General features: G+C 74.0%; 7 protein-coding genes and 1 pseudogene. 6 read left to right on the forward strand and 2 right to left on the reverse strand.

Features of this window, described 5'->3' with window-relative positions:
• The first annotated feature begins 338 nt into the window (after positions 1-338).
• Positions 339-794, forward strand: coding sequence for a MarR family transcriptional regulator (locus ABZT17_RS43545; protein WP_356357725.1), 456 nt, complete (start codon positions 339-341; stop codon positions 792-794).
• On the opposite strand, the gene ABZT17_RS43550 is transcribed toward ABZT17_RS43545, so the two are convergent.
• Positions 781-3,240 carry a SpoIIE family protein phosphatase gene (locus ABZT17_RS43550; RefSeq protein ID WP_356357726.1) on the reverse strand — a complete coding sequence of 820 codons (2,460 nt, stop codon included), beginning with the start codon at positions 3,238-3,240 and terminating at the stop codon, positions 781-783. The genes ABZT17_RS43545 and ABZT17_RS43550 overlap by 14 nt on opposite strands.
• Positions 3,241-3,427: 187 nt before the next feature.
• Here ABZT17_RS43550 and lanKC point away from each other — a divergent pair, with 187 nt between their 5' ends.
• From lanKC to ABZT17_RS43570, 4 genes are all read left to right on the forward strand, one after another.
• Positions 3,428-6,025 carry a class III lanthionine synthetase LanKC gene (lanKC, locus tag ABZT17_RS43555; RefSeq protein WP_356357727.1) on the forward strand — a complete coding sequence of 866 codons (2,598 nt, stop codon included), beginning with the start codon at positions 3,428-3,430 and terminating at the stop codon, positions 6,023-6,025.
• Positions 6,026-6,071: 46 nt separating this feature from the next.
• The gene (locus tag ABZT17_RS43560) at positions 6,072-6,191 is read left to right on the forward strand and encodes a SapB/AmfS family lanthipeptide (RefSeq protein WP_356357728.1); all 120 of its coding nucleotides are present in this window, start codon (positions 6,072-6,074) and stop codon (positions 6,189-6,191) included.
• A 129-nt stretch (positions 6,192-6,320) separates the two neighbouring features.
• On the forward strand, positions 6,321-8,018 hold the full coding sequence (locus tag ABZT17_RS43565) for an ABC transporter ATP-binding protein (RefSeq protein ID WP_356357729.1): 1,698 nt from the start codon (positions 6,321-6,323) through the stop codon (positions 8,016-8,018).
• 65 nt (positions 8,019-8,083) lie between these two features.
• Complete coding sequence (locus ABZT17_RS43570) at positions 8,084-9,955, forward strand: ATP-binding cassette domain-containing protein (RefSeq protein WP_356357730.1); 1,872 nt, start codon at positions 8,084-8,086, stop codon at positions 9,953-9,955.
• Here ABZT17_RS43570 and ABZT17_RS43575 read toward each other — a convergent pair.
• Positions 9,878-10,402, reverse strand: a pseudogene (locus ABZT17_RS43575) (response regulator transcription factor); the annotation flags it as partial. The gene ABZT17_RS43570 and the pseudogene ABZT17_RS43575 overlap by 78 nt on opposite strands.
• A gap of 357 nt (positions 10,403-10,759) precedes the next feature.
• On the opposite strand from ABZT17_RS43575, the gene ABZT17_RS43580 reads away from it, so the two are divergent.
• Positions 10,760-12,942 (forward strand): SpoIIE family protein phosphatase (locus ABZT17_RS43580; protein ID WP_356357731.1); only part of this gene is annotated, 2,183 nt, incomplete at its 3' end.

Below are 12,942 nucleotides of genomic sequence, written 5' to 3' on the forward strand. Positions count from 1 at the left end.
GGCGCCCACTGCAGCGACAGGGTGACGGCGAGGACCAGCGCGGTCCAGCCGACGCGCACCCGGCGCGGGACCGAGGTCGAAGAGGTAGGGCGGGTTGGCGGTGGCCTCGACGAAGGCCTGGGCGGCGGGTTCGAGGACGGGACGGGGTGCGGTGGTGCCGGTCATGACGGACTCCTCGGATCGGGTGCCACGGGCGGCGGCACACCAGGAACAGTAGCGCTCGATTAAGTCGTGCACAACTAATTCGTGCTCGCTTTCTTTGGCCACGATAGAATCGGACAGACCTGAACGATAGGGTGGTGATCGCCGTGATCAGAGCAGTGACCGGGAGCCGTGCCGTGAACCAAGCCGCAGCGGAGCCGGGCGAGGGCTCGCTCCTCCTCGACGACCAGCTCTGCTTCGCCCTGTACGCGGCCTCCCGCGCCGTCACCGCGCGCTACCGCCCGCTGCTGGACGAACTCGGTCTGACCTACCCGCAGTACCTGGTCATGCTCGTCCTGTGGGAACAGGACTCGATCTCCGTACGGGACCTGGGCGCTTCGCTGCAGCTGGAGTCCAGCACCCTGTCACCGCTGCTGAAGCGGCTGGAGGCGGCCGGGCTGCTGCGCCGGGAGCGGCGTGCCGAGGACGAGCGGTCCGTCGCGATCCGGCTGACCGGGGCGGGCGCGGCGCTCCAGGAGCGGGCACGCACCGTCCCGCTCGCCATCGGGGACGCGATGGGGCTCACACCCGAGCAGGACGCCATGGCCAAGCAGCTGCTGCGGCTGATCACGGCCAACGTCACGGACGGCTGAGCCCGATCTCGGCCCACACCTGCTTGCCGCCGCTGACCGGCACGGACCCCCAGATCTCCGACATGGCCTCGACGAGCAGGATGCCGCGGCCGCCGGTGGCCTCCCAGCCGATGTTGGTCGGCTTGGCCGGGGTGCGGGGCGAGGTGTCGGCGACCGAGACGCGCAGCCGGCTGTCGAGCAGGGTGAGGTCCAGCCGGACCTGGCCGTCGGTGTGCACCAGGGCGTTGGTGGTCAGCTCGGACACCACGAGCAGGGCGGTGTCCAGGTCGTCCTGGGGTACGCCCCAGGAGCGCAGGGTGCGCCGGGTGAAGCGGCGGGCGTGTCCGACGGCCTCCGGGACCCGCCACACCGTCCAGCTCTCGCGCTGCGGGCGCAGTGCCATGCCGTCGTAGCGCAGCAGGAGCAGGGCGACGTCGTCGGTGCGGTGGGCGTTGCCGAGCAGGGCGTCGGCGACCAGGCCGAGGTGGGCCGGGTCGGACACGGAGAGTTCGTGGGCGAGCCGGTCCATACCGGTGTCGATGTCGGCCTCCGCGGACTCCACGAGGCCGTCGGTGGTGAGGGCGAGGACGGTGCCGGGAGGCATCCGGATCACGCTGAGCGGGAAGTCGGCCTGCGCCATCACGCCCAGCGGGGGCCCGCCGTCCGACTCCGGGATCTCCGTGGAGCCGTCCGGGTGACGCAGCACCGGTGGCAGGTGTCCGGCGCGGACGTACCAGGCGGAGCCCTCCTCCATGTCGACGTCCACATAGCAGCAGGTGGCGAAAAGGTCGGTCTCGATGTCGAGCAGCAGACGGTTGGCGTGGGAGACCACCACGTCCGGCGGGTGCCCCTCCACGGCGTAGGCGCGCAGCGCGGTGCGCATCTGGCCCATGAGGGTGGCGGCGGCCGTGCTGTGGCCCTGGACGTCCCCGATGACGAGGGCGACGTGGTTGTCGGGCAGCGGGATCACGTCGTACCAGTCGCCACCCACCTCCAGGCCGGCGGTGGCGGGCAGGTAGCGGGCGACGGCGACCGCCCCGGGCAGCTTGGGCAGCCGGCGCGGGAGCAGCTGGCGCTGGAGCATGCCGACGAGCTCGTGCTCGGCGTCGAAGGCGTGGGCGCGCATCAGGGCCTGTCCGGCGAGGCCGGCGGAGGCGGTGAGCAGGGCGCGTTCGTCGGGACCGAAGTCGTGCGGGGTGTCCCAGCCGATGAGACAGGCGCCGGCCATACGGTTGCCGGCCGGGAGCGGCAGGACGGCGAGGCCGCCGGGGCCGACATCGGCCAGCGCGTCCTCCAGAGCGGTGCCGGCGGGCCAGATCTGGGCGCGGCCCTCCCGCAGCGCGGCGGCCAGGGTCGGCATGGCGCGCACCGGCGCGTCGGGCCACTCGGAGCGCCACTCCAGACGCCACAGCTCGGGCCACGACTCCGGCTCGGGCGGATCGAGGACGGTGACCACGAGCCGGTCGCCCTCCAGCTCGGCGAGCGCGATCCGGTCGGCCCGCAGCGGCTTGCGCAGGGCGGACACCACGGCCTGGCTGACATCACGGACGGTGCCGGCGGTGGCGAGGGCGGCGGCCAGTCGCTGGACGCGGGCCACGTCGGTGACGTCGGAGCGCAGCGAGGAGGCGTCGGCGACCGTGCCCACGAGGCGCGCGGGCCGGCCCTCCCCACCGGGCAGCAGCCGCCCGCGCAGCCGCAGCCACTTCGGCGGCCCGGACGGCTGCAACACCCGGAACTCCAGCTCGCGCTCGCCGATGGTCATGTGGTCGGCCTCGGTCACGGACATCAGCGAGGGCAGGTCCTCCGGCACGGTCAGGCCCAGCAGCGTCTCCACCTTGCCGTCGAACTCGTCCCGGGTGAGCGCGAACAGTCCCAGGATGTCGTCGCCGACCTCCACCTGGCCGGTGTCCATGGCGAGGCTGAAGGCACCGGCGGCCATCTCGCCGCCCTCGGCGGCGCGGGCCGGTGCGGGGCTGCCGACGGTGTCGGCGATCAGCTCCAGACACTCGCGGTCGTAGGAGTCGAAGCCGTCGCGGCGCTCGCTGATCGCCAGGAGACAGCCTCCGCCGCCGTCCCCGCGCGTGGGCAGCACCACCACATGGAAGTCCCGCGAGGGCGTGCGCCGGGCCGCCGCGCCCTCGGCGAGTTCCTTGGGGCCGAGCCAGACAGCGCCGCCCGAGCGGTGGGCTTCGGCCACCGCCGAGTGTCCGGAGCGTGCGTAGCTGTCGCGCAGCCCGAACAGCGTGCGCGGCGCACCCACCGACTCGACCAGGCACAGCAGCTCGCCGTCCTGGCTCGGCGAGTACACGGCGGCGCAGGCCGCACCGGCGTAGACGAGCGTCTGTTCCAGCACACGACGGACCCGTTCGGGCGAGGCCGGACCGCTCGTGAGCGCTTTCAGAGCGACTTCGGCGCGCAGGATTCTCGTTCTGCGTCCCTCCGCGCCCTCAGTGACCACGTCCGTCATTACAGCGCGTATGTGGCGTGTGCGCAGCCCCTGTGAGCATTCCGTGGAGGTCAGCGGGCGTGTCCGCTCGAAACGGACCGAACATGACTTGACCCGTGCGTACCGCACGGTGAGCTCGTGACAGACGTGACTGTCCCCGGGCGGCCGCCGGCTGGAAGTCTCGGTGGCGGGCCACGGAGGGGGTTCGATGGACAAGCGGTACGAGGTGTACGCGCTGGCGGACAGACACTTCTACGAGACGCCGGACCGGCTCTCGGCGGCCGGCGAGCGGTCCGCGCCCGAGTTCGGGACGGCGCGCCGTGAGGTGCCGGAGGGCTGGACGGCGGCGCGGATCGGCGACTGGCTGACGCTGACGCCACTGGACGCGGACCAGAACCCGGTGGAGGGGCCGTCCCAGGGCTGGAAGATCCACGCCTCGGCCACCCGGGAGAACGCCGAACGGATCGCCGCGATCGTGTGGGACCACTGCGTGCCGCGCCGCATACCGTTCAAGTTCGTCCCGGGACCGCATCTGCTGCATCTGCGCAACACCAAGTACGCGGGCCGCGACACCAGCGGCAAGTTCGTCACGATCTACCCGGCCGACGAGGAGCAGCTGCACCAGGTGCTGCGCGAGCTGGGCGACCTGCTGAAGGGCTTCGAGGGGCCCTACATCCTCACCGACCTGCGCTGGTACGAGGGCCCGCTCTATGTCCGCTACGGCGCCTTCGCACGCACCTTCACCGTGGACGAGCGGGGCTCGCTCGTGCCGGCGGTTCGCGACGGCGAGGGCCGGCTGGTCCCGGACCGCAGGGCGCCCTCCTTCGAGGTGCCCCGGTGGGTGACGCTCCCGGAGTTCCTGCGGCCGCATCTGGCGGCGCGCAACGACACGACGGTGGGCGAGCTGCCGTACCGGATCGAGAAGGCGCTGCACTTCTCCAACGGCGGCGGGGTGTACGCGGGCACCGACACCCGCGACGGGCGCAGGGTGGTCCTCAAGGAGGGGCGGCCCCATGCGGGGCTTGCCTCGGACGGGGCCGACGCGATCGCCCGCCTGGAGCGGGAGAAGGCCGCGCTGGAGCGGGTGGCGGGGACCGGTGTGGTGCCCGAGGTGCGGGACTGGTTCACGCTGGGCGACCACCGGTTCCTGGTGATGGACTTCGTCGAGGGCCGCCCGCTCAACTCGTACTTCGCCGAGCGCCATCCCCTGCTGACGCCGGACCCGGACCCGGACGCCGTGCGGGCCTACACCGCATGGGCGGTGCGCATCCACGGGGCCGTCGAGCGCGCGGTGGCGGCCGTGCACGCACGGGGAATCGTCTTCAACGACCTGCACGTCTTCAACATCATGGTCGCCCCGGACGAGGAGTCGGTGTTCCTCATCGACTTCGAGGCGGCCGCCCCGGCGTCGGAGAACGGCCGCCAGGTGGTCGCCCACCCCGGCTTCTTCGCCCCGCCCGACCGCACCGGCACCGCCGTCGACCGCTACGCGCTGGCCTGCCTACGGCTCGCCCTCTTCCTGCCCGTGACCACGCTGTTCGTGGTCGACCGGGGCAAGGCGGCCCACCTCGCGGAGGTGATCGCCGAGCAGTTCCCGGACCTACCGAGCGGGTTTTTGGACGAGGCGGTCGCCGAGATCACCCGCGGTGTGCAGGCCCCGGCGTTCGTCCGCACCGACGACCGGCCGCACAGCCACGACTCCATGGTCAAGGCGATCCTCGCCTCGGCCACCCCGGACCGCGACGACCGCCTCTTCCCGGGCGACATCGCCCAGTTCTCCGACGGCGGCGGCCTCGGACTCGCCCATGGCGCGGCCGGTGTGCTCCACGCCCTCGCCGAGGCGGGCGCCGAGCGCTACGAGGAGGGCGAGCGCTGGCTGCTCACCCACACCGCCCCCGCGCCGGCGGGCACACCGCTCGGTCTCTACGACGGCCTCGCCGGCGTCGCCCACGTCCTCGCCCGGCTCGGCCACCGCGGACGGGCCCTCGACCTGGTCGAGGGCATCCTCGCCGAACAGTGGCGGCACCTGTCCTCCGACCTCCACGGCGGTCTGGCCGGCCTGGGCCTGGTCCTCGGCGAACTGGCCGACACCACGGGCGAGCCGGAGCTTCGGGAGCGGGCCGCCGAGGCCGCGGACATCGTCGTACGACGTCTCGCCGAACCGCTGTCCGACTCGGGGACGCGGCGCCGGCGGGCCGGGCTGCTGCGCGGCGCGAGCGGACCCGCGCTGTTCCTGCTCCGGCAGTACGAACGGACCGGCGACGAGCGGCTGTTGGAGGCCGCCGCGGTGGCGCTGCGCCGGGACCTGGACAACTGTGTCGTGCAGAAGAGCGGCGGCGGGCTCGAAGTCGACGAGGGCTGGCGGACCCTGCCGTATCTCGGGGACGGCAGTGCCGGGATCGGCATGGTCCTCGACGACTACCTCGCGCACGCCGCCGACACCGGGTTCGAGAAGGCGCGCGCCGGCATCCTCACCGCCGCGACCTCCCGGTTCTACGCCCAGCCCGGCCTCTTCCAGGGCCGCGCCGGGATGATCCTGCACCTCGGCCGCACCACGCAACCCGATGCGACCGAGCGGCAGTTGACCGACCAGATCGCCGCACTGGGCTGGTACGCGATGGCGTACGAGGGCCAACTGGCCTTCCCCGGGCACCAGATGATGCGGCTCTCCATGGACCTCGCGACCGGAACGGCAGGGTGTCTGCTCGCGATCGCCGCGGCCACCCGGGGCAGCGCCCACCTGCCGTTCCTCCCGCCGCTGCGGCGGCCCACGAAGACGCGGCTCGCCGACCCGGCGGAGTCGTGACGCAACCCCGTCCCCACGGGTGACACAGAAGAAGGAAGGACACGAAATGGCACTGCTCGACCTGCAGACCATGGAATCCGACGAGCACACGGAGGGTGGCGGCGGCGCCTCCACGGCCAGCCTGCTCTCCTGCATCAGCGCAGCGAGCGTTCTGCTCTGTCTGTGACGCTGTGTCTGTGACGCTCTGACGAGCACCGTGCGCACACGGCTCCGGGCGGTCCGCTCCCCTGTGGGAGGGGCCGCCCGGGGTCCTGCGGGGCACCCCTTTCGACCCTGGATGCGAGGCCGTGGCCGTATGACCACTCGTGCCGACGCCGTTGCCCTGACCCGACTCGCCACCCGGCACAGCGGGGCCCGCTGTGCGGCCCTGTGCCTGGTGAGCACCGCCTCGACCGGGGCGGGCCTGCTGCTCCCGGCCGCGCTCGGCCGCACCCTCGACCTGCTGCTCGCCCACGCCCCCGCGACCCGCTGGGTGCTGTACTGCGCCGGGCTGGTCCTCCTGACGGCCCTCCTCGACGCCTGCGAGACCCTGCTCTCCGGCACCGTCACCGCCCGCACGACGGCATGGCTGCGCGGTCGGCTGACCGGGCATGTGCTGGACCTCGGCCCCCGCGCCACCGCGCGCTTCGGGCCCGGTGACCTCGTCGCCCGTCTCGTCGGCAACGCCGCCCAGGCCGGGACGGCTCCGGCCGCCCGCGCCGCGCTGCCGGCCGCGCTCGCCGCCCCCGTCGGGGGCATGGTGGCGCTCGCCCTCATCGACTGGCGGCCGGCGGTGGTCCTCCTCGCCGGAGCGCCCGTACTGACGCTGCTGCTGCGGGCGTTCGCCCGGGACACGACCCGGTGCGTGGCCGAGTACCAGCGGGTGCAGGGGCGCATCGCGGGCGCGCTGGCGGAGGCGGTGGACGGCCGTCGCACGGTACGGGCCGCCGGGACCGCGCGGAAGGAGACGGCACGGATACTGCGCCCGCTCCCCGAACTGTCGCGCGCCGGGCACCGCATGTGGCGGGTGCAGGGGCGGGCGGCCGGCCAGGCCTCAGCCGTCGCGCCCCTGCTGCAACTCGCCGTCGTCGCGGTCGCCGGCGTGCTGCTCACCCGGCACCGGCTCACGGCCGGCGAGACGCTCGCCGCCTCCCGGTACGCCGTCCTCGCCACCGGAGTCGGCGTGCTCGTCGGCCAGTTCGCGGCGCTGGCCCGGGCCCGCGCCGCCACCGACCGCCTGGGCGAGGTCCTGACAAAGCCCGCGCCGGCGTACGGCGCACGCCGACTGCCGCCCGGCACCGGCCGGTTGGAGCTTCGGGGGGTCGGCGCCCGTCGCGGCGGGCGCACCGTGCTGGAGGGTGTCGACCTCGTGGTCCCCGGCGCTACGACGCTCGCCGTGGTGGGTCGCTCCGGAACCGGCAAATCCCTGCTCGCCGCGCTCGCGGGCCGCCTCGCCGACCCCGACACCGGCGAGATCCTCCTCGACGGCATCCCCCTGCGCGACCTGTCCCACGACGAACTGCGCCGAGCCGTCGGCTACGCCTTCGAGCGCCCCGCCCTCCTCGGCACCACCATCGAGGACACGATCGCCCTCGGCCTCGCCGCCCCCTCCCCCGCCCGTGTCCGCGAGGCGGCCCGCACGGCCCACGCGGACGACTTCGTCCGCCGGCTGCCCCAGGGCTACGACACTCTCTGCGCCGAGGCCCCGCACTCGGGTGGCGAGGCCCAACGCCTGGGGCTGGCAAGGGCGTTCGCCCATGACGGCCGGCTGATGATCCTCGACGACGCCCTGTCGAGCCTGGACACGGTGACCGAGTCCCGTATCGCCGAGGCACTGCTGTCCCATGGCTCGGGCGGCACCCGGCTCCTGATCGCCCACCGGGCGGCGACGGCGGCACGGGCGGACGCGGTGGCGTGGCTGGACGGCGGCCGGGTGCGGGCGGTGGGGACGCACGCGCGGCTGTGGGAGGACGCGGGATACCGGGCGGTGTTCGGGGACGGGGGGCCGGGGTGACCGGCGTCCCCGACGCGCGCGCCCGGCGACACCCTCGCGCCGGCGCCGGTGTCCTCGCGCGCGGTCTGCGCTTCCTGCGCGCCCGCCGTCGGGTCGTCCTGCGGCTCGCCGGCTGGTCCGTGCTGGAGACCGGGCAGACCTTCCTCATCGGGTACGCCCCGGCCCGCGCCCTCGACCAGGGGTTTCTCGCCGGGCGGGCCGGGGCCGGGCTGGGCTGGCTCGCGGTGGCCGGGATCGGTGTGGTGCTCGGGGCGTACGGGACCGCCCGCGTGTACGGCGCGGTCGCCGCGCTGGTCGAACCCCTGCGGGACGGGCTCGTCGAGCGGGTGGTCCGGCGTGGGGTGCGGGAGGCCGACGGCGGGGCGCTCTCGGGGCTCACCCAGCAGGTGGAGATCGCCCGGGACACCTTCGCCGGTCTGGTCATGGTGTCGAGGTCGTTCGTGTTCACGGCGGTCGGCTCGCTGGTCGGGCTGTTCTCGCTGGCGCCGCTCCTGCTGCTGGTCGTCGGTCCCCCGCTGCTGGCCGGGGTCGCCCTCTTCGCGGCGACGCTGCGGCCGCTGGCCCGCCGGCAGGAGGCGTTCCTCATGGCCGACGAGTCGCTGGCCGACGGACTGGGCGCCGTCGGTCCCGGACTCAGGGACATCACCGCGACCGGCGCGGAGCAGCGGATCGCCGCCGACACCGGGCGCCTGGTCGACGCCGAGTTCCGCGCCGCCCGCTCCCTGGCCCGCTGGGGCGTCCTGCGCGTGGCGGCCCTCGCCGTCGGCGGACAGCTCCCGATCGTGCTGCTGCTCGCCGCCGCCCCCTGGCTCCTCGCCCACGGTGTCACCACGGGCGCTCTGGTCGGCGCGCTGGCCTATGTCACCCAGTCCCTCCTGCCGGCCCTGAGCAACCTGGTCCACGGCCTGGGCACCAGCGGGTCACGGCTGACGGTCGTACTGAGGCGGCTGGCTCCGGCCCCCGTCGGCGAACAGACCGGCGGGGCATCGCTCCCGGACGGCCCCGGGCACGACCGCCTGCCGGCACCCACGCGCCCCCTCCCGGCGAAGGACACCCCTCCCGCCCTGGCCCTCTCCTCCGTCACCTTCGCCTACGGTCCCACCGCCGCCCCCGTCGTCGAGGATCTCCACCTCACCCTCGCGCCCGGCGCCCACCTGGCCGTCGTCGGCCCCAGCGGCATCGGGAAGTCCACCCTGACCGCCCTTGTCGCGGGGCTTCTCACACCCCGGCACGGCGGCATCCGGGTCGACGGGGAGCCGGTGCCGTCGGCGGCGGCCGCGGCCCGGCGGGTGCTCATCCCGCAGGAGGCGTACGTGTTCACCGGGACCGTCGCCGAGAACCTGGTGCACTTCCGGCCGGACCCCGTGCCCGAGGCGGAGCTGCTCGCGGCGGCCGAGGCGGTCGGGCTCGGGCCGTTGCTGGAGCGGCTGGGCGGGCCGGACGCCGAGGTCGAGCCGGGGGCCCTGTCGGCAGGGGAACGGCAGCTGATCGCGCTGACCCGGGCCTATCTGTCGTACGCCCCGCTGGCCCTTCTCGACGAGGCGACCTGCCATCTCGACCCGCGGGCCGAGGAGCGCGCCGAACGGGCCTTCGCCCGACGGCCGGGCGGCACGCTGGTCGTCGTCGCGCATCGCATCAGCTCGGCACGGCGCGCGGACCGGGTGCTCGTGATGCACGGGACGGGGACGGCCCTCGCGACCCACGACGAGCTGCTGCGCGACTCGCCGCTGTACCGGGATCTGGTCGGCAGCTGGGCGCCCGTGGCACCGGGGCGGTCACAGCCAGCCCTCCCCCTGCGAGATGCGGATGGCGTCGATGCGGTTGCGGGCGCCGGTCTTGCGGGTGATGGCCGCCATGTAGTTGCGCACCGTCCCGTGCGACAGGTGCAGGCTTCCCGCGATCTCCGCGACGGAGGCACCCTCGGCGGCCAGGGTTAAGACGCTCAACTCGCGTCTTGTCAGCGGCATTTCGGCGGCCTTGAGGAAACCGAAGCCCAGCGAGTCGTCGACGAAACGTTCCCCCTCGGCGACCCGGCGGATGCCGCGGACGAGGTGTTCCGGCGAGCCCTCCTTGTCGACATAGCCGAGCGCTCCCGCCTCGACGGCCCGTTTCAGCAGCCCCGGCCGGTTCGCGGCGGCAAGCACCAGAAGCCTCGGCGGGGGCAGGCCCGGACTCCTCGAGCAGAGCTCGCCGAGCGGGGGGATGCCATAGGCCTCCGAGCACTCCAGGTCCGCCGCGCAGACATCGGGCCGCAGAGCCCGCACGCGTCCGGGCGCGCCACGCCACGGCGTGTCCTCGACCCGCAGATCGGGCTCACGGCGGAGCCACTCCGCCAGGACCGACCGCACCAGAGACTCGTCGTGCACCAGAACCACTCGGATCACTCCGCCACCTCAGCTCGCCCACTCCGGTTCGATGGTGTTGACGCGTGCCCCATTGTTGGCGCCTCTCATCGTTCATGGCCGCGAAGAACCGGCCATCGGGGTGCGCGGGGGCGCACGCGGGGCGCCCGTACGCCGCCGCGCGCATCGATCGGGGTGGCATGGTCGCGGGCCGCCGGGGTACCCGCGCTCTCTTCGACGGGGGTGGGTACACGTGTGCCCGTTCACGGCCGGGAAGGGGCCGTGCCGCCCCGCTCGCCGTGCGCGTCGGGCCGCCAGGGGGCAGATTTGGTCCTTGGGACCCCTTGGGAACCCGTCGCGCGGCTGTGCGAGGAGGTGGTCGGCGTGTCCGGCGGGCATATGTCGGCCCACCCGCCCGGGACCGCGAGGACCCGGGTGGGGCGCCCACTGCTGTCGCTGGCCCTGGCCTCGATGATGGAGGAGGTGCACGCGCACTCCGGTGCCGTGTATCTGCTGGCGCCCGACGAGTCCGTCCTGGAGATGGCCGTGATGGCGGGGCTGCCGAGGGCCTTCGCGGCGCCCTGGGAGCGGGTGGGGCTGAGCGCGCCGATCCCGGTCGCCGAGGCGGTGCGGCAGCGGCGGCTGGTGTGGGTGGGCGGCGAGGAGGACATGGCGCGCAACTATCCGCGCATCGCCGTGGTGCTGCCGTATCCCTTCGCGCTGGCGGCGCTGCCGGTGGCGACCTCGTCCACGGCCTACGGCGCCGTCTTCGTGACCTGGCCCGGCTCGCATCCGCCCGAGCTGTCGGAGCGGGAGCGCGGCCAGCTGACGGCGGCCTGCGACCGGCTGGCGCTACGGCTGGAGCGGGCCATGGAGGACAGCCGTCCGCTGCCGTACGAGCCGGATCTGCTGGCGGCGCCCACCGTGGGCGGGCCGGCCGGCACGCTCGGCACGGTGGAGGCGGCGCGGATGGTGGCCCGGCTGCCGTACGGGCTGTGCTCGCTGGATCTGAACGGGCGGGTCACCTTCGCCAACGCGGCGGCGGTCGAACTGATCGGCGTCCGCGCGGGCGAGCTGCTCGGGGCCCAGTTGTGGGCGTCGGTGCCGTGGCTCAACGACCCGGCGTACGAGGACCGCTACCGGGCCGCGCTGATCAGTCAGCACACCACGTCGTTCGTGGCGCTGCGGCCGCCCGGGGACTGGCTGTCGTTCCGGCTGTATCCCAGCACGACGGGGCTGAGTGTGCGGGTGACCAGGGCGCGGGCGGTGGCGGAGATGAACCGGGCCGGGCCGCAGCCGGGTGACGCGCCGTCCCGGCTGGTGACCATCTCGCAGGTGCTGAGCCTGTCCGGGGCGCTCACCGAGGCGGTCGGCGTGCAGGACGTGGTGCAGCTGGTCGCGGACGAGATCGGCCCGGCCGTGGGAGCCCAGGCGCTGGTGATGCTCGGTTCACGGGCGGGGCGGCTGCATGTGCTCGGGCACCGGGGTTATCCGGACGCGCAGGACGTGGAGCGGTTCGACGGGTTGCCGCTGTCCGAACGGACGCCGGGCACGCATGCGTTGAACACCGGGGTGCCCGCGTTCTTCGAGTCGCGGCAGCAGCTGGAGCGGCTGTACCCGTCCCTGCACCCGACCCCCGACGGCTACGCGGCATGGGCGTATCTGCCGTTGATCGCCTCGGGACGGCCGGTGGGCACCTGTGTGCTGGCCTACGCCGAACCCCATCCCTTCCCCGCGGACGAGCGGGCGGTGCTGACGAGCCTGTGCGCGCTGATCGCCCAGGCCATGGAACGGGCGCTGCTCTACGACGCCAAGCACCAGCTCGCCCACGGTCTGCAGGCGGCGCTGCTGCCCGCCTCGCTGGCGGCGCTGCCCGGGGTCGAGGCGGCCTCGCGCTATCTGCCGGCCACGCAGGGCATGGAGATCGGCGGGGACTTCTACGACCTGGTGCCGACCGCGGGCGGGGCGGCGGCGGTGATCGGGGACGTGCAGGGCCACAATGTGACGGCGGCCGGGCTGATGGGGCAGATCCGTACGGCGGTACGCGCGTACACGACCGTGGGGCAGCCACCCGAGGAGGTCATGCGCAGCACCAACCGGCTGCTGATCGACCTCGGCACCGACCTGTTCGCGAGCTGTCTGTATCTGCGGCTCGATCCGGCGCACGGACGGGCCGTGATGGCCCGGGCGGGTCATCCACCGCCCCTGCTGCGACGGCCCGACGGGAAGGTACGGGTCCTGGACCTGGCGGGCGGTCCGCTGCTCGGCATCGACGCGTCCGCCGCCTATCCGACGACCGAGGTGGAACTCGGCCCCGGCGCGGTGCTCGCGCTCTACACCGACGGCCTGATCGAGTCACCCGGCGTCGACATCGAGGACGCCCTCACGGACCTCGGCGAACGGCTCACCCAGAACGGGGAACTCCCCCTCGACGAACTGGCCGACCGCCTGGTCCGCGACAGCGCGACGACTCCCGAACGCATCGACGACGTGGCACTGCTGCTGCTTGCGGGGGTGTCGTGCGCGCCGGTGGTGGGCTCGGGGGTGCGGGTTTGGGGCGCGTGTACGGGGGTGTCGTGCGC

The organism is Streptomyces sp. NPDC005648 (assembly GCF_040605395.1).
Taxonomy (GTDB): domain Bacteria; phylum Actinomycetota; class Actinomycetes; order Streptomycetales; family Streptomycetaceae; genus Streptomyces.

What these genes read in the sequence shown, in the direction of transcription:
- ABZT17_RS43565 (WP_356357729.1), top strand. Translation starts at nt 6,321, where the DNA reads ATGACCACTCGTGCCGACGCCGTTGCCCTGACCCGACTCGCCACCCGG.
- ABZT17_RS43560 (WP_356357728.1), top strand. Translation starts at nt 6,072, where the DNA reads ATGGCACTGCTCGACCTGCAGACCATGGAATCCGACGAGCACACGGAG.
- lanKC (WP_356357727.1), top strand. Translation starts at nt 3,428, where the DNA reads ATGGACAAGCGGTACGAGGTGTACGCGCTGGCGGACAGACACTTCTAC.
- ABZT17_RS43550 (WP_356357726.1), bottom strand. Translation starts at nt 3,240, where the DNA reads ATGACGGACGTGGTCACTGAGGGCGCGGAGGGACGCAGAACGAGAATC.